19 protein-coding genes are annotated in these 21,428 nt (G+C 68.7%); 10 read left to right on the forward strand and 9 right to left on the reverse strand.

The features are described from left to right. Positions 1-24: 24 nt before the first annotated feature. The gene (locus tag ACOQOP_RS10850) at positions 25-1,281 is read left to right on the forward strand and encodes a Zn-dependent hydrolase (RefSeq protein WP_420566355.1); all 1,257 of its coding nucleotides are present in this window, start codon (positions 25-27) and stop codon (positions 1,279-1,281) included. Positions 1,282-1,321: 40 nt separating this feature from the next. Here ACOQOP_RS10850 and ACOQOP_RS10855 read toward each other — a convergent pair whose 3' ends face one another. Continuing rightward, positions 1,322-1,633 carry an antibiotic biosynthesis monooxygenase family protein gene (locus tag ACOQOP_RS10855; RefSeq protein WP_420566356.1) on the reverse strand — a complete coding sequence of 104 codons (312 nt, stop codon included), beginning with the start codon at positions 1,631-1,633 and terminating at the stop codon, positions 1,322-1,324. Positions 1,634-1,827: 194 nt separating this feature from the next. Between ACOQOP_RS10855 and ACOQOP_RS10860 the strand changes: the two genes are divergently transcribed. The 4 genes from ACOQOP_RS10860 to ACOQOP_RS10875 are packed head-to-tail and all read left to right on the forward strand — an operon-like array spanning position 1,828 to position 6,711. Beyond that, on the forward strand, positions 1,828-3,930 hold the full coding sequence (locus ACOQOP_RS10860) for a TonB-dependent hemoglobin/transferrin/lactoferrin family receptor (RefSeq protein ID WP_420566357.1): 2,103 nt from the start codon (positions 1,828-1,830) through the stop codon (positions 3,928-3,930). Positions 3,931-3,941: 11 nt separating this feature from the next. Continuing rightward, positions 3,942-4,820: a heme/hemin ABC transporter substrate-binding protein gene (locus ACOQOP_RS10865; protein WP_420566358.1), complete on the forward strand. Its 879-nt coding sequence runs from the start codon at positions 3,942-3,944 to the stop codon at positions 4,818-4,820. Continuing rightward, positions 4,817-5,917, forward strand: coding sequence for a FecCD family ABC transporter permease (locus tag ACOQOP_RS10870; protein ID WP_420566359.1), 1,101 nt, complete (start codon positions 4,817-4,819; stop codon positions 5,915-5,917). The genes ACOQOP_RS10865 and ACOQOP_RS10870 overlap by 4 nt, the downstream gene beginning before the upstream one ends. Before the next feature lie 2 nt (positions 5,918-5,919). After that, the gene (locus ACOQOP_RS10875; protein ID WP_420566360.1) at positions 5,920-6,711 is read left to right on the forward strand and encodes a heme ABC transporter ATP-binding protein; all 792 of its coding nucleotides are present in this window, start codon (positions 5,920-5,922) and stop codon (positions 6,709-6,711) included. 23 nt (positions 6,712-6,734) lie between these two features. On the opposite strand, the gene ACOQOP_RS10880 is transcribed toward ACOQOP_RS10875, so the two are convergent. The 6 genes from ACOQOP_RS10880 to ACOQOP_RS10905 form a co-directional block, all read right to left on the reverse strand. Then, positions 6,735-8,411, reverse strand: a complete 1,677-nt coding sequence (locus ACOQOP_RS10880; RefSeq protein ID WP_420566361.1) for an alpha-amylase family glycosyl hydrolase — start codon at positions 8,409-8,411, stop codon at positions 6,735-6,737. Positions 8,412-8,444: 33 nt separating this feature from the next. Continuing rightward, on the reverse strand, positions 8,445-10,067 hold the full coding sequence (locus ACOQOP_RS10885; protein ID WP_420566362.1) for an alpha-glucosidase family protein: 1,623 nt from the start codon (positions 10,065-10,067) through the stop codon (positions 8,445-8,447). 25 nt (positions 10,068-10,092) lie between these two features. Then, positions 10,093-11,340, reverse strand: coding sequence for a c-type cytochrome (locus ACOQOP_RS10890; protein WP_420566363.1), 1,248 nt, complete (start codon positions 11,338-11,340; stop codon positions 10,093-10,095). After that, entirely contained in the window at positions 11,337-12,839 is a 1,503-nt protein-coding gene (locus tag ACOQOP_RS10895) for a GMC family oxidoreductase (protein WP_420566364.1), read from the reverse strand. The genes ACOQOP_RS10890 and ACOQOP_RS10895 overlap by 4 nt, the downstream gene beginning before the upstream one ends. Positions 12,840-12,920: 81 nt before the next feature. After that, positions 12,921-13,097 carry a hypothetical protein gene (locus ACOQOP_RS10900; RefSeq protein ID WP_420566365.1) on the reverse strand — a complete coding sequence of 59 codons (177 nt, stop codon included), beginning with the start codon at positions 13,095-13,097 and terminating at the stop codon, positions 12,921-12,923. Then, the gene (locus ACOQOP_RS10905; protein ID WP_420566366.1) at positions 13,094-13,789 is read right to left on the reverse strand and encodes a gluconate 2-dehydrogenase subunit 3 family protein; all 696 of its coding nucleotides are present in this window, start codon (positions 13,787-13,789) and stop codon (positions 13,094-13,096) included. The genes ACOQOP_RS10900 and ACOQOP_RS10905 overlap by 4 nt, the downstream gene beginning before the upstream one ends. 316 nt (positions 13,790-14,105) lie before the next feature. Between ACOQOP_RS10905 and ACOQOP_RS10910 the strand changes: the two genes are divergently transcribed. Both ACOQOP_RS10910 and ACOQOP_RS10915 read left to right on the forward strand, forming a co-directional pair. Beyond that, on the forward strand, positions 14,106-14,390 hold the full coding sequence (locus ACOQOP_RS10910) for a hypothetical protein (protein ID WP_420566367.1): 285 nt from the start codon (positions 14,106-14,108) through the stop codon (positions 14,388-14,390). 103 nt (positions 14,391-14,493) lie between these two features. Beyond that, complete coding sequence (locus tag ACOQOP_RS10915) at positions 14,494-15,267, forward strand: PRC-barrel domain-containing protein (protein WP_420566368.1); 774 nt, start codon at positions 14,494-14,496, stop codon at positions 15,265-15,267. Positions 15,268-15,317: 50 nt separating this feature from the next. Here the strand turns inward: ACOQOP_RS10915 and ACOQOP_RS10920 are convergent, their stop codons facing one another. Then, positions 15,318-16,112 carry a 23S rRNA (adenine(2030)-N(6))-methyltransferase RlmJ gene (locus ACOQOP_RS10920; RefSeq protein WP_420566369.1) on the reverse strand — a complete coding sequence of 265 codons (795 nt, stop codon included), beginning with the start codon at positions 16,110-16,112 and terminating at the stop codon, positions 15,318-15,320. Between the two features lie 125 nt (positions 16,113-16,237). Further along, entirely contained in the window at positions 16,238-18,202 is a 1,965-nt protein-coding gene (locus ACOQOP_RS10925) for a cache domain-containing protein (protein ID WP_420566370.1), read from the reverse strand. A 507-nt stretch (positions 18,203-18,709) separates the two neighbouring features. Here ACOQOP_RS10925 and ACOQOP_RS10930 point away from each other — a divergent pair. The 3 genes from ACOQOP_RS10930 (at position 18,710) to ACOQOP_RS10940 (ending at position 21,377) form a co-directional block, all read left to right on the forward strand. Further along, positions 18,710-19,303: a PAS domain-containing protein gene (locus ACOQOP_RS10930; RefSeq protein ID WP_420566371.1), complete on the forward strand. Its 594-nt coding sequence runs from the start codon at positions 18,710-18,712 to the stop codon at positions 19,301-19,303. 432 nt (positions 19,304-19,735) lie between these two features. Continuing rightward, complete coding sequence (locus ACOQOP_RS10935) at positions 19,736-20,287, forward strand: sigma-70 family RNA polymerase sigma factor (RefSeq protein WP_420566372.1); 552 nt, start codon at positions 19,736-19,738, stop codon at positions 20,285-20,287. A 91-nt stretch (positions 20,288-20,378) separates the two neighbouring features. Continuing rightward, positions 20,379-21,377 (forward strand): FecR family protein, encoded by a 999-nt coding sequence (locus ACOQOP_RS10940; protein WP_420566373.1) that lies wholly within the window; start codon positions 20,379-20,381, stop codon positions 21,375-21,377. Positions 21,378-21,428: the final 51 nt, after the last annotated feature.

The raw sequence follows: 21,428 nt of genomic DNA on the forward strand, positions 1-21,428 counted from the left end.
CCCGGAGTGGGAGGCGAAGGCCAATTGGCTGACTCACAAGCAGGATTCGACATTCCCCCTCTCAAGGCGGATCTCTCCCGTCTGAAGGCCGATGTGGAGGCGGTGAACGCCCTCGGCATCCAGCCCGGCCTCCCCGGCATCAACCGGGTCAGCTTCTCCGACGCCGACATGGCCGGGCGGCGCTGGCTGATGACCCGGATGGCGGATGCCGGGCTCGCCGTCTGGATGGACTGCGTCGGCAATGTGTTCGGCCGCTGGGAGGTCGGCGACGGTCCGGCGGTCATGGTCGGCTCGCACCTGGACACGGTGGTCATGGGCGGCCCGCTGGACGGCACCCTCGGCGTCTGCGCCGGGCTGGAGGCGGTCAGGTCGATGCAGGATGCCGGTCTCACGCCGCGCCGGCCGGTGGTGGTCGTCGCCACCGCCGACGAGGAAGGCCGCTTCGGCGGGATGCTCGGCAGCCAGGCGATCTGCGGCGAGGTCGGCCCCGACTGGATCGCCCAGGCCACCGACAGCGACGGCACCCGCCTTGCCGATGCGCTGACCGGCCAGGGGCTGGACCCCACCGGCGATACGGCCTGGCGACCGGAGAGCATCGCCGCCTTTCTGGAACTGCATATCGAGCAGGGCCCGGTCCTCGACCGCGCCGGCGAAGCCATCGGCCTCGTCGACGCGGTCTCCGGAGTGTTCAACTGGTCGGTCACCCTGACCGGCGAGGCCAACCATTCCGGCACCACGCCGATGGACCACCGGCGCGACGCGTTCCGCGGCATGGCCGATTTCGGCCATGCCATCGACCGCATCCTGGCCGAGGCCGGCGGGCCGCAGAGTCGCCTCACCGTGGGCAAGGCCGCCCTGTCCCCGAACTTCCCCCACAGTGTCGCCGGCACCGCCAGCTTCTCCATCATCGGCCGCGACGCCGACGACGCAGTGATGGAGGCCTTGGCAGAAGCCTGCCGGACCCGGCTGTCAGAGGCGGCGGAGCGTCATGGGCTGGAGCTCGACATCGTCCGGCACAGCTGGCTGCCGCCGACCCGTCTCGACACCGACCTGCACGCGCGCCTGTGCCGGCATGCCGACGCCCTGGGCGCCCCCTACCGGACGATGCCGTCCGGGGCCGGCCACGACGCCCAGACCTTCGCCCGGCACGTGCCCGCCGGGCTGATCTTCGTGCCGTCGGTCGGCGGGATCAGCCACGCGCCGAACGAGCACAGCGACTGGGACAGCATCCACCCCGGCGCCACCCTGCTGGCCCGGGCGGTGGCCGACCTCGCCGTCTGAGAGGCGGCGCCGGTGACAACCGCGACCGGCGATCCGGCGTTCACCGCCCTTCCAGGATGACCTCGAAGCCCTCGAACTGCGGGTGGCCGAGATACAGGACCTTGCGGTCGCCGGCCCCGGCATGGGCCTTGCGGAAGGCCTCGGACCTGGTCCACGCCTCGAACGCCGCCCGGTCCTTCCAGATCGTGTGCGAGGCGAAGAGGGTGTGATCCTCCGCCTCGGGGCCCCGCAGCAGACGGAACTCCACGAATCCGGGCACCTCCTCCAGATGGCTGTCCCGCTCCGCCCAGACCTTCTCGAAATCCTCCTCCGATCCCTTGGTGACCTTAAACCGGTTCATGGCGATGAACATGCTGCACTCCCTGCCTTCGTTCCGAGCCAGTATACACGCCCCGATTAACGCAATTGCGGGTCATTCTCAATACTATTGCTTTTGCGAGTCATTCTTAATAACGTCCCTCCCACTGTCGGCGGTTCTCGTCCGGCGGAGGTTCCTAGGGACAGGGGGATTCAGTGGCCAGCAGGATCGGTTTGGGCAGCGTCAGCATGGCTGCGCTCGCGGTGGCAATGGGCGGTTGGGCGACGGAGGCGGTCGCCCAGCAGAGCGGCACTTCCAGCGAAACGCCCTCGGCGGCGACCGCACCCGTCGAGCTCGGGCCGATCTCGGTGACGGCCACCCGCAGTCCGATCTCCGCGATGCGATACCCCGGCATGGTCACCGTGATCGACCGCGACCAGATCGAACTCAAGGATCCCGATACGATCGAGGACATGTTCCGCTCGGTGCCCGGCGTCCATTTCGAAGGCGGGCCGCGCCGCACCGGACAGGTGCCGACCATCCGCGGCTTCGAGGGCGAGAACGTTCAGATCCGCATCGACGGCGCCCGCCAGAACTTCGTGTCGGGCCATAACGGGCGGGTCTTCGTCGATCCGGCCCTGCTGGCCGGCGGCGAGGTCCTGCGCGGCCCCGCCTCCTCGCTCTACGGCAGCGGCGCGATGGGCGGCATGATCGCCCTGCGCACGCTCTCCGCCGATGACCTGCTCGAGGGCGACGACACCCTCGCCGGCCGGGCCAAGTTCGGCTACCAGGACGTCAATCAGGAATTCACCGAGAGCCTTGTGGTGGGCGGCCGGCCGATGGACGGCGTCGGCCTGCTCGGCGGCATCGTCAAGCGCGACTCCGACGATATCGAACTCGGCAACGGTACCAGCCTCGTCTCCGACGACGACATCATCTCCGGCCTGGCCAAGGCGGATGTTGACGTCATGCCCGGCCTGTCGGCGTCCCTGTCCTACCTGGTGTTCAACAACGACGCCCGGGAGCCGGCGAACGGACAGGGCGCCAACACCGCGGCGGATTCCGACATCACCGACAAGGACATCCGCAGCGACACGATCCGCGGCCAGGTTCTCTACGCCCCGCTCGGCCAGAGCTGGGTCGATCTCGACGCCTCGGCCTACTTCACCAAGTCGCAGGTCGAGCAGGTATACGAGGATTCCGGCCGCGTCACCGACCAGGACGTGGATACCTACGGTCTGTTCATCGACAACCGCAGCCGGTTCTCGCTCGCCGAACGCTCCTCCCTCACCCTGACCTACGGGGTGGAGGCGTCGCAGGACGAACAGAAGGGCTATGATTCCGCCAGCGCCGACGGCACCCGGTCCGGCGTGCCCAATGCCGAGGCGGAGTTCGCCGGTGCCTTCCTGCAGGGCAGCTTCGAGGTCAGGGACGTGATCCCGGGCACCCTCACCGTCATCCCCGGCGTGCGCTACGACAGCTTCTCGGCCGATTCCGAGATCGACGAGAGCACCAGCGACGACGAGGTCTCGCCGAAGATCGCCGTGTCCTACGAGCCGATCCGCGGGCTGGTCGGCTTCGCCAGCTACGGCCGAGCCTTCCGTGCCCCGTCGATCAACGAGCTGTACAACGAGGGCACCCACTTCGCGATCCCGCTGCCGAACGGTCAGACCGCGGTGAACAGCTTCGTGGCCAACCCGAACCTGAAGCCCGAGGTCTCCGACACCCTGGAATTCGGCCTGGGCTACGAGCGGGCGGACACGCTGATGAAGAACGACGAGTTCCGCATCAAGGGCGCCTATTTCCAGTCCGAGGTGGAGAACCTGATCGACATCTCGGTGAACAGCGCCGGGCCGTCCGTCAGTTGCTTCATCCCGCCCTATACCGGCTGCAACGCCGGTACCACCGACACCGTCAACGTTCCCGAGGCGGAACTTGAGGGCTACGAGCTTGAGGCGTCCTATGACGCGCAGCGCTTCTACCTGACCGCCGGCTTCTCCTCGATCGATGGGGAGAACACCCGGACCGGCGAGTCCCTCGGCGTGCTCACCCCCGACCGGCTGAGCACCGATATCGGCCTGCGGCTGTTCGAGATCGACACGGTGGTCGGGGTCGAGGGCGAGTTCGCCTCCGGCTTCGACAAGGTGGACGATCCCAGCGAGGAACGCGGCGGCTATTCGGTGTTCGACCTCTACCTGCAATGGGCACCGAGCGAGCAGGCGCTGCGGGGGCTCACCATCAATCTCGGCGTCGACAACGTCTTCGACCGCGACTACGAGCGCGTCTTCGCCGGCGTCTCCGAACCGGGCCGGAACTACAAGGGGTCCATCGCCTACCGTCTGGCGTTCTGAGGGCCGGGGCGATGCGCATCCTTCGTCGAACTCTGCCGGTCCTGCTGCTGACGGCCAGTCTTCTCCCCTTCCTGTCGGCCAAGAGCCGGGCGGAATCCGGTCGCGTGCTCTCCATCGGCGGCTCGATCACCGAGATCGTCTATCTGCTGGGCGAGGAGGACCGGCTGGTGGCGGTCGACTCAACGAGCCTCTATCCGCTGGCCGCCCGGGGCCTGCCCGATGTGGGATACCTGCGCCGGCTGTCGGTGGAGCCGATCCTGGCTCTGGCACCGGAGCTGATCCTGGCCGAGAGCGATGCCGGACCCGACGCGGTGATGGCGCAGCTCGAAGCCTCTGGGATCACCCTGGTGCGCACGGAGCACACCACCGATATCGCCGGCGTGGACCGCAAGATCCGCACCGTCGCCACCGCACTGGGACGGGCCGAGGACGGCGCGCGGCTGGCCGAGGAGATCACCGCCCGGGCGACGTCCCTGTCGGCGGACGCCCGGGCCCGGCCCAACCCGCCCCGGGTGCTGTTCCTGCTGAGCGTGGGCAAGGGCGCGCCGCTGGCCGCCGGCCACGACACCGCCGCCGCCGGCATCATCGCGGCGGCCGGCGGGGTGAACGCGATCTCCGGGTATGACGGCTACAAGCCGCTGTCTCCTGAGGCGGCCGTGCTGGCGGATCCGGAGATCATTCTGGTGCCGGACCGCACGCTCGAGCAGATGGGCGGTCCCGACGCCATCCTGCAGCGCCCGGAGATCGCGCCGACCCGCGCGGCCCGGACCGGACGGATCGTGAGCGTCGACGGGCTGCTGGTCTTCGGCTTCGGGCCGCGGATCGCCGAGGCGGTCGAGCTGCTGTCGGCAGCCTTTCACCCGGCGGCGGCCGGCGCCAAGCCGCAATGACCCTCTATCCGGCGACGCGGCCGGGATACCGCGCCCGCCTGGCCGCGCTCGCGCCACGCGAACGCCGGGCCGCGACCGTCGTGGCGGGCTGCGCCGCCTTCCTGGTCCTCGCCCTGTTCCTGGCGCTCGGCATCGGCGCGGTGCCAATCCCGCCCGATGTGGTCGGCCGCCTGATCCTGGAGGCGGTGGGTGTCGATTTCGCCTGGGAGACCGAAACCCGGGACGCCCTGGTCTTCTGGTCGATCCGGGTGCCGCGGGTGGCGGCCGGCTGCCTGGTGGGCGCCTCCCTCGCCCTGGCCGGGGCGACGATGCAGGGGATCTTCCGCAACCCGCTGGCCGACCCCGCGCTGATCGGGGTCTCCAGCGGCGCTGCCCTCGCCGCCGTAGCCGTCATCGTCGTCGGCGGCGGGCTGGTCGGCACCCTGCCGCCGGGGACCCGGGCCTTCGCCCTGCCGGCCGCCGCACTGGCCGGCGGCCTGACGGCGACGCTGATCGTCTACCGGCTCGGCAGCGTGGGCGGGCAGGTCATGGCGGCGACCACCCTGCTGGCCGGCGTCGCCATGACCGCCATCGCCCAGGCCGGGATCGGCTTCCTGATCTTCCTGAGCGACGAGCAGCAGCTCCGCGACCTGTCCTTCTGGAGCCTGGGCAGCGTCGCCGGACTGAACTGGTCCCTGCTGCTGCCCGCCGCCGTGCTCATGGCGGTCCCGATCCTCCTGCTGCCGCGACTGGCCGGCGGGCTGAATGCGATGCTGCTGGGCGAGCGGGAGAGCTTCCATCTCGGCCACGATCCCCAGCGCATCAAGCAACTGGCGATCGGGCTCAGTGCCGTCGCCGTCGGCGGGGCGGTGTCGATCTCCGGGGTGATCGGCTTCGTCGGGCTGGTCGTGCCGCATATCATGCGGCTGCTGGCCGGGCCCGATCACCGCTGGCTGCTGCCGGGCACTGCCCTGCTCGGCGCCGGCCTGTTCCTGCTGGCCGACCTGCTGGCCCGCATGGTGGTGCTGCCGGCGGAGCTTCCCATCGGCGTCGTCACCGCCCTGGTCGGCGGCCCGTTCTTCATCTGGCTGCTGGTCCGCCGGCGCGACTGGGGGTGAGCATGCTGTTGCAGGTACAGCGCCTGACCATGCGCTACGGCGCCGCCGAAATCCTGTCGGGCATCGACCTCGCCCTGGAGGCCGGGGAACTGCTCGCCGTGGTCGGGCCGAACGGGGCGGGCAAGTCCACGCTGGTCGGCGCGCTCTCGGGCGAGCTCTCGGCGACCGAGGGCTCCGTCCTGCTCCAGGGCCAGCCGGTCGCCACCTACGCCGCCCGCGAACTGGCCCTGCGCCGCACCGTCCTGCCGCAATCCACCTCGCTGCTGTTTCATTTCACGGTGTATGAGGTGGTGCAGCTCGGCCTGCATGGCGCGCGCGAGGCCGGGGCCGACCTCCACGCCCCGGGCCTGATCGCCGCGACCCTGGACCAGGTCGGCATCGCCCATCTGCGCGATCGCTCCGTGCCGACCCTGTCCGGCGGCGAGCGCCAGCGGGTGCATCTGGCCCGCTGCCTCGTCCAGATGGCGGCTAGCCCCAGGCTCGGCCCGAAGCTGCTGATGCTGGACGAGCCGACGGCCAGCCTGGACCCCGCCCACCAGCACCGAGTGATGGAGATCGCCCGGGCCTTCACCCAGTCCGGCAATGCGGTGATCGCGGTGGTGCACGACCTGAACCTAGCCGCCGCCTATGCCGACCGTCTGGTGATGCTGCATGGCGGCCGGGTGGCCTATGACGGCCCGGTGGAGGGCGGCCTGACCCGGCCGCTGCTGGCCGAGATCTTCCGGCTGGACGCCGACATCCTCCCCCACCCCCGCACCGGCCGGCCGGTGATCCTGCAATCCGGTACGGTCTGAGGCGGAGACGGCCCAGAGAGCCCTCAGGCCCCGCTCTCGCCGTCCGTCGTCACGACTGCGAATTCCAGTGGCCCCAGCGACAGTCCATGGTCCTGGCGCTCGGTCACCCCACCGGGGACCTGCATCGGTTGCCAGGTCTCGTCCAGGGGCAGAAACGCCTGGTCGGTGGCGAAGTTGGCCACCGCGCGCAGTTCCGTTCCGGCATGTCGGCGGCGCCAGGTGATGATCGGCGCCCGCTCCCAGCGTGAGATCTGCTCGTCACCGAAACGCAGGGCCGGCTGGTCCTGGCGCCAGGCCATCAGGCGGCGCAGGAAATTCAGGACCGAGTCCGGGTCCTCCTCCTGCCGGTCGACCGCGAAGGACAGATGCTCTTCGGGGATCTTCAGCCACGGCCGGCCATCCGAGAACCCGGCCTGCGGCGCATCGGCCTGCCACGGAAAGGGGGCGCGGGCGCCGTCGCGGCCCTCGAAGGTCGGCCAGAACGCCTTGGCCCAGGGGTCGACGATATCCTCGTACTCCAGATGCGGATGGGGCAGACCAAGCTCCTCGCCCTGATAGAGGATGCAGCCGCCCTTGAGGGTGAGTTGCATGAAGAGCAGCAGCTTGGCCGCCTGCTGCGGATATTCGTCGACGGCGAAATAGGTGATGTTGCTCACCGCCCGGGTGGAATCGTGGTTGGTGAACACGTTGTACACCCAGCTCGCGCCCATCAGATCCTCGCGCCGGCGAAGCTGTTCGGTCAGGGCGTCGACGTCGGAGCGGCAGTTGATCAGGTTGAAATCATAGACCGCGTGCAGGCGGCGCCCCCGGCCGGTGAAGTCCGGCGCGGTGAGCGGAGTGTCGATATCCGCGAGTTCGCCGATCAGGACGCAGCCGCTCTCATCGGCGAACTCGCGGAACCGTCCGAGGATCTCCTCGGTGCCCTCGGCGTTGCGGTCGAACAGGTGGTGCTGGCGGGCGAAGGGATTGGTCGGGCCGCCGCCGAACATCACATGGGTGCCTTCGCGTCCGACCGGCGGGTTGTCGCGCAGGTCCCGGTCCCAGGACAGACACTGGACGGCATCGATCCGGAAGCCGTCCACCCCCAGGGAGCACCAATAGTCCATCTCCTGAATGATGTGGTCGAGCACCTCCTCGTTGTGGAGGTTCAGGGCCGGCTGCTCGGTCAGGAACGGGTGGTAGTAGTACTGCGAGCGTCGGGGCTCCCAGCTCCAGGCGGTCCCGCCGAAGGAGGACAGCCAGTTGTTCGGCGGGCAGCCATCCGCCTTCTGGTCGGCCCAGACGTACCAGTCGGCCTTGGGATTGTCCCGGCTCGACCGGCTCTCCTGGAACCAGGGATGCTGGTCGGAGGTGTGGCAGGGCACGAAATCCAGCAGCAGCCGCATGCCGCGCTCGTGCACCGCGTCGCGCAGGCGCAGGAAATCCTCCATGGTGCCGGCACTCGGATCAACGAGGCGGAAATCCGCGATGTCGTAGCCGTAGTCCTTCTGCGGCGACTTGTAGAACGGCGAGAGCCAGATCGCCTCGACGCCCAGCGACGCGATGTGATCGATCTTCTCCAGAACGCCGGCGAGATCGCCGATCCCGTCGCCGTTGCTGTCGCGAAAGCTGCGGACATAGACCTCGTAGATCGTCGCCCCGCGCCACCAGTGGCGGTCGGTGTCGCTCGATTTCAGGGCGGAGACTTCCTGAAGCTTCATCGCTCCCCTCTCAACGTGACGGCTGCCGGGGCCTCAGGCGGCCTTGGCGAAGAAGGCGCCCCATGCGGGCAGGTGGATCTCGTCATCCCGCCGGACGCCACCGAACCCGTGTCCGTCCAGCGGTTCGCCGGCATCGATCTCGGGCAGGCGCAGGGCGAGTTCGGCATCGGTGAAGTTGAAGGCGCAGGTGATCGCCTCCTCATCCAGGGTGCGGCGGAACACCAGCACCCGCTCGTCGGTCTCGACGAACTCCATGCCGCCTTCCTTCAAGGCGGGCTCGCCGCGGCGCCAGGTCAGGAAGCGGCGGATCCGGTTGAGCGTAGAGCCCGGCAGGGCCTCCTGGCCGTCGACGGCGAGGTCCAGATGCGACGGCACCACCGGCAGCCAGGGCTCGACCTCGGAGAAGCCGCCGAAGGGTGCGCGTGTCTGCCACGGCATCGGGGTGCGCGCACCGTCGCGGCCCTTGTAGGCAGGCCAGAATTCCCGGCCGTAGGGATCGGTGATCCGGTCGAACGGGACTTCGGCCTGCGGCAGGCCGAGCTCGCTGCCCTGGTACAGGCAGCAGGCGCCGCGCATGGAGAACAGGGCGGCCAGCAGCACCGTCACCGCCTCCGGGCAGGCTTCCGTTCCGAGCCGGGTCACGGCACGCGAGAAGTCGTGGTTGTCGAGCGCCCAGCAGGGCCATCCACTCTCCTCGTCATGGCCCAGGTCCTCGGCCACGCCGCGCAGCATGGACGGCGTGATTCTGTGGGCGCCCAGCAGCCAGTACCCATAGGCGAGCTGGAGGCGTTTCACCGCGGTGTATTCGCGGTGCGTGTTCACCGCGTCGCTCTGGTTCAGCTCGCCCAGCAGTGCCCGGTCGCCGTAGGAGTCGCATAGGGCGCGCAGACGTTCCAGGAAGGAGACGGTCTCGGGGCGCACGATGTCGTGGATATGGAGCTGCTTGGAATAGGGATTGAACTCGAAGGCCTCCCCCTCGGGCACCTCCGGATTGGGCGGGTTGTCGCGCAGCTGCTGGTCGTGGGCATAGAAGGTGCAGACGTCCAGGCGGAACCCGTCGACGCCGAGATCCAGCCAGAAGCTGCACACCGCCAGCACCGCTTCCTGAACCTCCGGATTGTGGAAGTTGAGGTCCGGCTGCTCGCGCAGGAAGTTGTGCAGATAGTACTGCCCGCGCCGCGGCTCCCACTGCCACGACGAGCCGCCGAAGACCGAGAGCCAGTTGTTCGGCGGGGTGCCGTCCTCCCTGCAGTCGGCCCAGACGTACCAGTCGGCCTTGGGATTGTCCCGGGACTCCCGGCTCTCCAGGAACCAGGAATGCTGGCTGGAGGTGTGCGACAGCACCTGGTCCATGATCACCCGAAGCCCACGGGCATGGGCCTCGTTCAGCAGCTCCCGGAAATCCTGCAGGTCGCCGAACAGCGGATCGACGGCCAGGTAGTCGGAGACGTCGTAGCCGTAGTCCAGCATCGGGGATTTCACGAAGGGCGAGATCCAGATCGCATCGACGCCGAGCGAGGCGACGTAGTCCAGCTTGCGGGTGATGCCCCGCAGGTCACCGATCCCGTTGCGTGTCGTGTCCAGGAAGCTGCGGGGGTAGATCTGGTAGATGATGGCGCCTTTCCACCAGTCCTCTGCATGTCCTGTCTGGGTCATCAGCTCCTCGATCGGGCAGGTTCTCTCAATGGGCGCCGCGCAGGTCTGCGACGGCCTCTTCGGTCACCGGGCCGGCGGAATTGCCGAAGGCGTTGCGCACATAGCTGAGGGTGGCGGCCACCTCGGCATCGCTCAGCTTCCAGTGGAAGGGCGGCATGGCGAACGGCGTCGGATAGCGCTCGGTCGGCACCGCCTTGGCCCCGTCCAGGACCAGGCGGATGAGGGTCGTCGGGTTGCGCGCATGGACCAGGGACGACCCGGCCAGGGTGGCGAACATCCCCGTCACGCCTTCGCCGTCCGGACCATGACAGGCGGCGCACTGGCTGGCGTAGATCTCCCCGCCCAGCGCCATGACCGTGTCGTCCGGGCGCTCGCCCTCCGCACGTTCCGCATCGTCCTCCGCCTCCACCGGCAGGTCGCGCAGATAGGCGACGACCGCAGAGATATCCGCATCGGTCATCCAGCGGGTCGACTTGTCGATCACCTCCGCCATCGGCCCGAAGGCGGCCGTGCGGTCGTTGCGGCCGTGTTTCAGGAAGGTCTTCAGATCCTCCGCCGACCAGTCGCCGATGCCGTCCGGCCCCGTGGAGCGCAGCGACGGGGCGAACCAGCCCTCGGCCATGCCGCCGGTGTACCGGGCGCCGCCACGCTTTTCCGCCCCGGTGAGGTTGCGCGGGCTGTGGCAGGCAGAGCAGTGGCCCAGCCCCTCGACCAGATAGCGCCCCCGGTTCCATTGCGGCGACTTCTCCGGATCCGGCGCGAAGTCCTTCTCCTCGAAGTTCAGCAGGTTCCAGGCCCGCATCGAGGTCCGCATCCCGATCAGCGGCGGCAGGTCGGGCTCGCGGATCTCGTTGCGCACCGGGTCGAGGCTCTGGAGATAGGCGAAGATGGCGTCGGAATCCTCCCGCGTCACATAGGTGAAGTGGGTGTAGGGGAAAGCCGGATAGAGCCGCTTGCCGTCCTTGCCCACCCCCTCGTCCAGGGCGCGGAAGAAGGTGTCGGAATCCCAATCGCCGATGCCGGTATCCGGATCGGGGGTGAGATTGGCCGAATAGATCGTGCCGAACGGGGTCGGCAGGGCGCGGTTGCCGGCATAGGCCGGCTGGCCGGCGACGGTGTGACAGGCCTCGCAGTCGCCCACGCGGGTCAGGTAGAGGCCGCGCTTCACGGTCGACCAGGTATTGGCGTCCTGGGACGCGGCGGGCGCCGGCGCCAGCAGACCGATGAGGGCGACCAGGACGGTGCCGGTGAGGAAGGTGCCGGGGCGGGTCATGCCTGCACCAGGGGGCCGGGATTGCGCAGGTACCGCTCGCGGATCGCCTTGGCCGAATGATAGGCGAGCGCGCCGACGGTCCCGGTCGGGTTGTAGCCCGGATTCTGCGGGAAGGCGCCGGCCCCCATCAGGAACAGGTTGGGCAGGTCCCAGCTCTGCAGATAGCGGTTGATGACACTGTCCTGGGGGTTGGTCCCCATCATCGTGCCGCCGGTGTTGTGGGTCGTCTGATAGGGTGCGATGTCGTAGGGCACCTTGGCCTGGCTGACCTTGATCTCGCGCCCGCCCATGGCCCGGGCGATCTCGGCCGCGCGCTCGGTGAGGTAGCGCGACATGGCGATGTCGTTGGGCTTGTAGTCGAAGGTCATCCGCATCAGCGGGCGGCCGTAGACGTCCTTGTAGGTCGGGTCGAGATCGAGATAGTTCGACCGGTAGCTCATCACGGCACCATGGGTGCCGACCCCGATCGTGTGGTTGTAGCTGTCGCGGACCGCCTGCTTCCAGCCCAGGCCGAACTTCGGCATGCCGTCGGGTACCGGATGGCTCTCGATCGGCCGGCCGTTGGTCTGCCACTGGGCGATGTAGCCGCCGCCGATGAAGCCCAGGCCCGAGTGGTCGAAATTGTCGCCGTTGAACTCGTCGATCGCCTGTCCCAGCGCGCCCGCGCCGATGAACGGGTTCACCGCCAGATCGTCATAGAACACGCTGACGCCGGACACGATCTGATAGGCGTAGTTCTTGCCCACCACGCCCTGCCCGGTCGCCGGATCGTAGGGCTGACCGATGCCGGAATGCAGCATCAGGTGGACGTTGTGATTGATGTAGGCGGCCAGGATCACGATGTCGGCGGGCTGGTGGAAGACCTGGCCTTCCTCGTTGACGTACTCCACGCCGGTCGCCTGCTCGCCGTCATGCAGCACCCGCAGCACCATCGCCCCGGTGCGCAGGGTGAAATTGTCGCGCCGCGCCAGGGCCGGAAGGATCGTCGTCGAGGCGGTCGCCTTCGAGTAGTTGCCGCAGGCGAACTTCTCGCAGAAGCCGCAATAGGTGCAGGGCGCGAGCTGCACGCCCAGCGGGTTGGTATAGGCCTGGCTCATGTTCGCCGACGGCCCCGGGAACGGGGAGTAGCCGAGCTCGCGGGCGGCATCGGCAAACACCATCGGCGCCTTCACCATCTGCATCGGCGGGGTCGGATATTCGCTGGAGCGCGGTCCCTCGAACGGGTTGCCGCCCTCCTGGATCTCGCCATTCAGGTTGCCGGCCTTGCCGGCGATGCCGCAGATCTTCTCGAACGTGTCGTAATGCGGCTCGAGCTCGTCGTAGGTGACGCCCCAATCCTGGATCGTCATGTCCTCCGGGATCGCGTCCTCGCCGTAGCGCTCCACGTTGTGCGTCCGGGCCTGGAAGTCGGAGGGCAGGAAGCGCCAGGTCTGGCCGTTCCAGTGCACGCCCGAGCCTCCCACCCCCGTGCCGGGCAGGAAGGATCCCAGCATCCGCATGGGCAGCGCGGTCTGGTCCGGCGTGTTGCGGAAAGTCAGGGTCTCGCGCGACAGGGTCTCGAACAGCTCGTCGCGGTAGCGTTAGCGCACCTCGTCCTGGGCGTTGGTGACCGCGTAGTCGGTCGAGGTGTTGCGCCACAGCCCGCGCTCCAGGGCGAGGACGTCCAACCCCTCCAGGGTGAGCTGTTCGGCCATGATGGCGCCGGTCCAGCCGAACCCGACGATGACGACGTCTTTGCGGGGCAGTTTGGTGGTCATGGGTTTGTCCTTCTCGCGACCGAGACCGGGTCGAGGACAACGGGCTTGCCGCCGTGGTCGAGCCAGGGCCGGTAGTCGTATCGGGCACCGGGAAAGCCGATCATCCGCCAACCGGCCATGTCCCGGTTGCCGCCATAGACCGGATCGCCGAAGAAGCCTTCCAGGGTGTTCTGCCAGAGCGTGTCGAAGAACGTCTTGGCATGGACATGCTCCAGCTCGATCTCCCCCTCGGACATGCGGGTGAGCAGATCGTCCTGGGACGCGGCGTCAAGGTCGGCGAAGCGATCGTGGTTCTCCGCCGCCAGGAACGCCTCGATATCGGCGATCGCCTGGCGGTAGAGCAGCGCCGGGGCCTCGGCCTGATAGCCCTGGGTGGCGAGGCCCTGCTGGAAGGGTGGATGGAGATAATAGATGTCGCCGCGGCCATAGGCGCCGGCGAGTTGGGCATCGATGTAGTCCACAGCGCCGATCTCGGAGGCCGACGGGGTATCGTCTGCGGGGATCAGGCGATCGACGGCGGCGGTGACAAATCTCCGCTCGTCCGCCGTCAGGAACCGCTTGTCGGCGTCGAAGGCGTCAGGCGGCTGGGCCTTGCCCGATGTCCACGGAATTCCTCCTCGGTATTCACGCGCCTGGGCCCCTGCGGCGAGGGCCAGAGCCGAGACCCCAAGAAGAAACGATCTTCGCAGCATGTGCATGATCCTGTCTCCCGGTCTTCGTTCCTGAGAAACGGCATGGGCGGAAGTTGGTTCCTGAGGAATCCAAAGATCGCGATCCGACCCGTACAGCCGGGCGTGGCCGAATTTCGGAACCTTGCCCCGGCGCAAACCGTTTTCCCCGTAGTCGGATCGAATGCTTGCAGGTCAGGCGTTGTCGACGGCTTCAGTCTTCGGCACCGCCGCGGGCCCGCCACACAGGCCGGCGAGCGGCCCCAACAGATCCCTTGGCCGCTCGGCCGTCCGCAGGACGACGGAACCGATCTGCGCCAGTCAAACGGAGGATCGAACGATGGTCGCCAAAGGCACCCCAGATCTCGCAGCCATGATGCTGAGCCCCTACGAGTATTTCCCGGATCCCATGGCGGTCGCCCGGGACGACCGGCTCGGCAAGGAGGAGAAGTTGAGCATTCTCAAGTCGATGGAGGCCGATGCCCGCGAGCTTGAGATCGCCGACGAGGAGAATATGGGCGGCGGCGAGCAGCACTCGCTCGCCTCGGTGCGCAGGGCCGTGCGGGCGGTGGATCCCGAAGCCGCCGCGCGGAGCGAGGCCGCCCAGACCAGCAAGGCGCTCTGACGGCCCGCCCCACAGACAGACCGTCCGAGGCATGCGCGCGGCCCCCGCGGTCCGCCATCACGCGCCGCGACAGCCGCGCCGAACCAACGCGAAAGAGGACGACATGGCCCTCAAACTGAGTGAGCTGAAGGGATACGACATCGTCGCCACCGACGGATCGCTGGGGAAGGTCAGCAACATCTTCTTCGACGATCACAGCTGGTCGGTGCGCTACCTGGTCATCAATACCGGCTGGCTGTTCGGTCGCAAGGTCCTGATCTCGCCCCAGTCGATCGGCGGGGTGAACATCGGTGGCGGCAGCGTGGCGGTGCAGATGACCCGCCAGCAGGTCGAGGACGCGCCCGGCGTCGATGCCGACCGGCCGGTGTCGCGGCAGGAGGAGCAGTCGCTGCACAGCCACTACGGCTGGCAACCCTATTGGGAGCTGTACCCGGCCGGCGCGATGGGCGCACCCATGGTGCCGCTGACCGAGGACGTGCTGCCGGGCCGCGACGCCCCGCGCGACCGCGTCCGCGAGGATGCGGAGCCGCAGGGCGACCCGAACCTGCGCAGCGCCGACGAGGTCGAGGGCTACGACATCCAGGCGACAGACGGTGACATCGGACATGTGCAGGACTTCCTGGTCGACGAGGTCGACTGGGTGATCCGCTACCTGGTGGTCGACACGCGCAACTGGCTGCCGGGCGGCCGCAAGGTCCTCATCTCGCCCGCCTCGGCGACCAACATCACCTGGGCCGACCGCACGGCCAGCGTGGCCATGACCAAGGAGCAGGTGAAGAACAGCCCGGCCTACGACCCCGACCACTCGGGCCCCCTGACCCGCGACATGGAGTCGGCGATCCACGACCACTACGCCCTGAGATACTACTGGATGTGACGCGCCGGTTCGGGGGGCGGCCCGGCAGGGCTCTCACCGGCCGATAACAGCTAGGGAGCGAGCGCCGGGGCGAGCATGCGCTCGGCGCTCTGCAGCGCCGGTTCCACCCCCCAGGGCGTGTTGACGATCACCAGTCCGCTGCCGCGCATCCCGGCGGCACCGGGGGCCAGGTGGAACCGGACCTCCCGGCGGGTCATGTCCGGCAGACCCGCGGAGGCGAGACGCGAGATCATCGGCGCGTGCAGGCCCGCCTGCAGGACCGGATACCAGATCATCACCGTCGCCTGCGGCCATCTGGCATTGAGGGCGATGACCGTCTCGGCGACCTGCAGGTACTCGGTCTTCACCTCGTAGCTGGGATCGATCAGCACCAGCCCGCGCCGCGGCGTCGGCGGCGCGATCGCCAGCAGCCCCTCATAGCCGTCGCGGCGGTGGATATGGGCGTTGCGGCCCTTCAGGGCACGCCGGAGCGCCGCATGCTCCTGGGGATGCAGCTCCATCAGGTGCAGCACATCCTGCGAACGGAGCAGCGAGGCCGCGACCAGCGGCGAGCCGGGATAGAAGCCTTGTCCGAACGTCGCTTCCGTCTGCCGGATCGCCCGGGCCAGCGGCTGGTCCGCCGGGACGGCGCCCTCTGCGATCAGCCGCAGGATTCCCGCTTTCGCCTCGCCGGTCTTCTCCGCCTCGGGCGACGACAGGTCGTAGAGACCGCGCCCGGCATGGCTCTCCAGATAGCTGAGCGGCTTGGGCTTCTCGCATAGCCGCACGCACAGGGCCGCGAGCGCCCCATGCTTGTGGACATCGGCCAGGCAGCCCGCGTGATATCCGTGCTGATAGGACAGCATCGTCCCGGCCTTTGCGGCGTGGTGTCGGAGTTGTCTGGGTAGCACGGCAAACCCGCGCCGTCCTCTCCCCCGGCGATCCGAGCGGGGCGCCGCCGGCAATCCGCCGACGCGCGCCCTCCGTCGGATCAGGCGGCGATCCGGGTGGCGGTCGCCTCGACCGCCCGCTGGTTGGCCGGATCGAGCGAGAACCGCAGCCGGGTCGACTCGCCGGCCTCCACGATCTGCGCCGCCAGGCGCTGGCCTTCGATCACCAGGGTCACGCTGTCGCCGACCCGGCCGCCGACCCGTCCTGCGAAATGCGCACCGCCCAGGCCGATATCCGTCAGCCGGCCCGACACCGCGCCCAGTCCGCTCTCGACCGTGGCCGGGACATCGCAGGGCTTGCGGTCGAAGTTACGCCGTTCGCCGGCCCGGGTGATCTCGGCCAGGAAGCTCCTGATCTCCGAGCGCAGGGTGGCGGTCTGTTCCGCCAGGTGGGAGGCGGTCCCGGCCACGCTCTCGGCGGCGCCGCGGGAATCGGCGGCCGCCGTCCGCACCGAGGAGATGCTCTCGGCAACCATGGAGGTGCCGCCGGCAACTTCCTCCACCGACCGCACGATCTCCTGGGTGGCCGCGTTCTGCTGGTCCATTGCGGCGGCCACCGACGTGCTGATCGACCCGATCCGCTCGATGACCTCGGCGATCTCGGCGATGGCCGAGGTCGCCTCGCCGGAGACCTGCTGCATCTCCTGGATCTGCCGGGTGATGTCCGCGGTGGCGCTGGCGGTCTGGGTGGCCAGTCCCTTGACCTCGCCGGCGACCACGGCGAAGCCCTTGCCGGCATCTCCGGCCCGGGCGGCCTCGATGGTCGCGTTCAGGGCCAGCAGGTTGGTCTGGGCGGCGATCGAGCTGATCAGGTCGACCACCTCGGTGATCTGGCCGGTCGCGGCCTGCAGCCGGCTGACCGTGTCGACGATGTCCCTGGCCTGACCCTGGGCCTCGCCGGTGACCGAGTTGGCGGCCCCGACCTGGCGGGTCACCTCGGCGATCGACGCCGCCATCTCCTGGGCCGCGGACGAGACGGTCTGCACGTTCACGCTGGCCTGCTCGGCGGCGGCGCTCACGGCCACGGCCTGGTCGGTGGTGGTCGACGCGCTCCGGTTCACGGTGTCGGCGGTGCTGGACATCTCGTCCGAGGCTTCGGAGAGACGTTCAAGGACGCCGGCCATGGTGGCGGAGAAGTCCTGGACCAGCCGCTCGCTGGCCTCGCGGCGGCGTTCCTTCTCCAGATGCTCGGCGGCCTGCCGGCGCGCAAGCTCCTGGCGCTCGCGCAGCTTGGACTTGAAGCTGGCGATCGCGCGGGACAGGTCGCCGATCTCGTCTCTGCGCTGGCTGTCTCCGTCCTCGACGCTCAGATCCTCGTCGGCGAGACGCTGGACCGCCGCCACCGAGGCGGACAGGGGACGGGCGACGTTGCGGGCGAACAGCCAGTTGAAGCCGAGCATGGCGCCGGTCACGGCCAGCACCGACAGGACGACCTGCAGGGCGATGGTGCGGAACTCGGCCTGGACGTCGTCCAGATACAGACCGCTGCCGACGACCCAGCCCCAGCCCGGCAGCAGCTTCACGAAGGACGTCTTCTCGACCGGCTTCTCGAAGCCGGGCTTCGGCCAGAGATAGTTGACGAAGCCGGACCCGCCGTTCTGGACCGCCTTGACGAACTCCCGGAAGACGAAGGTGCCGGCCGGATCCTTCAGGCCGGAGACGTCCTGGCCGTCGAGCGCCGGCTTGATCGGATGCATGACCACCACGTGGTTCATGTCGTTGACCCATACATAGTCGCCCTCGGCGTAGCGCAGCGCCCGGATCGCCTCCAGCGCCGCCGCCTTCGCCTCGGCGACCGGCATCTCGCCCGCCGTCGCCCGCGCCTCGTAATCGGCCGCGATCGAATAGGCCGATTCGACGACGGCGGTGATCTGGCGCTGCTTGCCCTCAGTCAGCATGTCGCTCTGGGAGGAGAGCGTCCAGGCCCCCCACGCCAGGTTGAGCACGGTGATGGCGGCGACGAGGACCACCATCTTTTGGGACAGGCGCAGGTTCTTGAAGGCCATGACATAATCCTGTTGAGCCAGCCTGAAGCCACCGTCAGGCCGGGATTTGCCGAGAGCTCTTGGTCTCGCGAATGAGGGGTCGGGTTCTGGCGGCGCGCGCGATGGCCCGCCGGAAGGTCGTGTAATGGGCGTTTTGCATTAATGCGATTAAAATACCGTAAAGAACCGCCCGCACCGATGGCCACTGGCCTTGGCGGAAGCGCTGGACGGACCGCATGCCGGCGTGCCGGCCCGCGGCCGATCCTTTTGAAAAACCGGCGGCTCTCGCGGCCGACCGAGGCCCGCCCATACCGGAAACCCCGAAGGATATCCGTGCCAGGGGCGCGGCGCGGGGCGATAGAGAGTCTTTTAAGGTCTGGGCTCTATTCTGTCCCCGGCGCTCGTCCTCGACGCAGCACCTGCGTGGGTCGGGGCGAGCCCGGACGTCAGATCAACCTGCTGCGCGGATCCGTCCGGCGTCCAGGCCTTTCGGGGCCGATCGCCGCTCCCGGGTCCCGGACTGTGACCATGGACCTAACGACGAACTCGGAACATTCTGCGCAGCGGCCCTTGGTCGGCGATTTCGAGCATGTCCGGGACGCCCGGCTGCGCGACCTGCTCGCGTTCTGGCTGACGGCGCGCGGGAGAAACCTCATTCCGCGGGTCGACCAGATCGACCCAGTCCTGTTCCCGCGTGCCCTGTCCGGCATCTGGATGTGCGATGTCCTGGAGGACGATCCGCGCGGCCGGTGGCTGTATCGGCTGGTGGGCGAGCATACCCGCACCGCCTATCGGCAGAACATCGTCGGCCGGACCCTGGAAGAGATCACCGATGCCACCGCGCTTGACCGGGTGGTGCGGTACTTCTCCATCGCGACCGACTGGCCGGCGATCGTGCATGTCTGCGGCCGGATCTACGCCGAAGCCGCCCAGCCGGCCCGCGGGGAACGCCTCATCCTGCCGTTCCTCGATCCGGCGAGCGGGCGCACCGGCCGACTGCTAGGGGCGACCGTCCATTCGTGGCTGGAGATCGGCTATTCGGAGGGCGACATCCCGGCCCACCAGACCCGAACCTACACCCGCGCCGACGGCGACGGGGTTTTCACGGAGACCTCGGCCTGAGACGATCTGGCTGATCGGTCTCGAAGAGTTCCGTATATCGCGGCAAAGTCAGGCTGCGCCGTCAGGACACAAAAAGGCCGCCAAGCGGTTGCTGGCGGCGTGATGATTTGGTTGCGGGGGCTCGCAACCAGCGTTGTTTGCATCTTTTTCATGCGCGCATCTGACAGGCGCTAGTTCGTCGGCACATCGAGCTGAGCCTGGCCAAAAATTCAACTATCGTCCGCTCTGGGTGGACGTATTGCTGCGTCCGAACGTCCGGTTTGGGTCGGACCCCGCAATCCGCGTGGCATAGACATAGTGAATGCTTAGGAATCCCTGCCTTTCCGTGGCAGGTTCACCCTGGTATTGCGACTCATTTTCATTTAGAGACGAACCGAGTGCCCCTTTCACCGGTTTCCGTCGCTTCGCGCGCGCCCATCCCATCCGAGTTCCATGACGGCACATCGCGATCCTGCGGAGCTTTTCGTCGAGCATCGGGCGGATCTGGTGCAATACGCCGCGCGGATCCTCGGCTCGCGCAGCAGTGCTGAGGACGTGGTGCAGGAGGCCTATCTGCGCTTCGCCCGCCAGGCCGACGGCGAGGCCGCACCCGGCGAGGGCGCGAGGGGCGACCGGATCCTGGAGCCGGTGCGCTACCTGTACCGGATCGTGCGCAACCTCGCCTATGACTGGGGCCGACGGCCAAGCATGCCGCTGGTCGGCGACCTGGATGACGGGCTGCTGGCCCGCACCGCCTGCCCGACCCCCAGCCCCGAGGAGGACTTGCGCTGGCGCCAGGATCTCGGCCGGGTCGAGCGGGCGCTGGACAGCCTGCCGGACCGCACCCGCCAGGCCTTCGAGATGCACCGGCTGGGCGGCCTGCCGCTGAAGGAGATCGCCGCCCGGCTCGACATCTCGGTGACCCGCACCCACCAACTCATCAAGACCGCCCTCACCGTCTGCGCCGAGCAGCTCGAAGACGAGGCCGGTGAGGATGGCCGGTGAAGATGGAGGGTGAAAAACCGGGCGACCCGCTCGTCATAAGGATGAGGCGCGCCGCATCCGGCGTGCCGCCGCACCTGACAGGGACGGTTCCGTGACACGCGACGAGTCCTCGATGGCGAACGGACGGCTGCAGCGGGATCCCGCCTGGGACCAGGCGCTGGACTGGCTTCTGGCGGTGCAGGAGCGACCGCAGGACGCCCGGCTGCGCGCCGAGTTGGAGGCCTGGCTGGCTGCCGATCCCCGTCACCGAGCGGCCTATGGCAAAGCGCAGCGGGTCTGGACCCTGACCGGCGATGTCGCCCGAAACCCAGAGACGCAGGAAGCTCCCGGGAGCGGCACCGTCGTTCCCTTCAACCCCCGGCGTCCGGTGCGCCGTCCCTGGCTCGCCGCCGGGGCGCTGGCCGCCTGCCTGGCCTTCCTGGTCCTGCTCGGCCCGGTGCAGCGGCTGCTGGACGGGGCCGACCTGTCCTCGCCGACCGGCGAACTGGTCGCCAGCACCCAGCCCGACGGCAGCGTCATCACCCTGAACGCCGACAGCGCGGTGACCACCGACTTCACCGGCACCCGCCGCCGGGTGGTGCTGGTCGAGGGCGAGGCGTTCTTCCAGGTTACCCCGGACCAGACACGGCCCTTCACCGTCCGGGCCGCCGACACGGTGGTCACGGTCACCGGCACCGCCTTTGGCACCCGGCTCGACGCCGAGGACGTGATGGTCGAGGTCGAGGAGGGGTCGGTCGCCGTCGCCACACCTGGACGGCCGGACCCGGTCCGCCTGAAACCCGGCGACCGGCTCTCCGTCGACCGGGCCACGGGCGCGGTGCGGGTAACCCCCGTCCCCGCCAGCCATATCGCCGCTTGGCGCCGCCACCTGCTGATCGCCGAGGGCGAGCGTCTGGGCGACGTGATCGACCGCATCCGGCCGTATTACCGGGGCGCGATCCTGACCACCGACACCGCCCTGCTGGACCGGCCGGTCAGCGGCGTCTTCGACCTGCGCCAGCCGCTGGAAGCTCTGCGCGCCGCAGCGACCGCCCGGGCCGCTTCGGTCTACGAGATCACCCCGCTGCTGGCCCTGGTGGTGGCCGACTGACGCCCGCACCGAAGACTGCACCGAAAAAAAAATCCACCTGCCCCCTGAAAA

Source organism: Thalassobaculum sp., from assembly GCF_965223715.1.
In the GTDB taxonomy this organism is placed as follows: Bacteria; Pseudomonadota; Alphaproteobacteria; order Thalassobaculales; family Thalassobaculaceae; genus Thalassobaculum.

Bases quoted from the DNA above. Each gene is read 5' to 3' on its own strand.
- ACOQOP_RS10855 (WP_420566356.1), bottom strand. From the start codon at position 1,633: ATGTTCATCGCCATGAACCGGTTTAAGGTCACCAAGGGATCGGAGGAG.
- ACOQOP_RS10860 (WP_420566357.1), top strand. From the start codon at position 1,828: ATGGCTGCGCTCGCGGTGGCAATGGGCGGTTGGGCGACGGAGGCGGTC.
- ACOQOP_RS10865 (WP_420566358.1), top strand. From the start codon at position 3,942: ATGCGCATCCTTCGTCGAACTCTGCCGGTCCTGCTGCTGACGGCCAGT.
- ACOQOP_RS10870 (WP_420566359.1), top strand. From the start codon at position 4,817: ATGACCCTCTATCCGGCGACGCGGCCGGGATACCGCGCCCGCCTGGCC.
- ACOQOP_RS10875 (WP_420566360.1), top strand. From the start codon at position 5,920: ATGCTGTTGCAGGTACAGCGCCTGACCATGCGCTACGGCGCCGCCGAA.
- ACOQOP_RS10880 (WP_420566361.1), bottom strand. From the start codon at position 8,411: ATGAAGCTTCAGGAAGTCTCCGCCCTGAAATCGAGCGACACCGACCGC.
- ACOQOP_RS10885 (WP_420566362.1), bottom strand. From the start codon at position 10,067: ATGACCCAGACAGGACATGCAGAGGACTGGTGGAAAGGCGCCATCATC.
- ACOQOP_RS10890 (WP_420566363.1), bottom strand. From the start codon at position 11,340: ATGACCCGCCCCGGCACCTTCCTCACCGGCACCGTCCTGGTCGCCCTC.
- ACOQOP_RS10895 (WP_420566364.1), bottom strand. From the start codon at position 12,839: ATGCGGATGCTGGGATCCTTCCTGCCCGGCACGGGGGTGGGAGGCTCG.
- ACOQOP_RS10900 (WP_420566365.1), bottom strand. From the start codon at position 13,097: ATGACCACCAAACTGCCCCGCAAAGACGTCGTCATCGTCGGGTTCGGC.
- ACOQOP_RS10905 (WP_420566366.1), bottom strand. From the start codon at position 13,789: ATGCTGCGAAGATCGTTTCTTCTTGGGGTCTCGGCTCTGGCCCTCGCC.
- ACOQOP_RS10910 (WP_420566367.1), top strand. From the start codon at position 14,106: ATGGTCGCCAAAGGCACCCCAGATCTCGCAGCCATGATGCTGAGCCCC.
- ACOQOP_RS10915 (WP_420566368.1), top strand. From the start codon at position 14,494: ATGGCCCTCAAACTGAGTGAGCTGAAGGGATACGACATCGTCGCCACC.
- ACOQOP_RS10920 (WP_420566369.1), bottom strand. From the start codon at position 16,112: ATGCTGTCCTATCAGCACGGATATCACGCGGGCTGCCTGGCCGATGTC.
- ACOQOP_RS10925 (WP_420566370.1), bottom strand. From the start codon at position 18,202: ATGGCCTTCAAGAACCTGCGCCTGTCCCAAAAGATGGTGGTCCTCGTC.
- ACOQOP_RS10930 (WP_420566371.1), top strand. From the start codon at position 18,710: ATGGACCTAACGACGAACTCGGAACATTCTGCGCAGCGGCCCTTGGTC.
- ACOQOP_RS10935 (WP_420566372.1), top strand. From the start codon at position 19,736: ATGACGGCACATCGCGATCCTGCGGAGCTTTTCGTCGAGCATCGGGCG.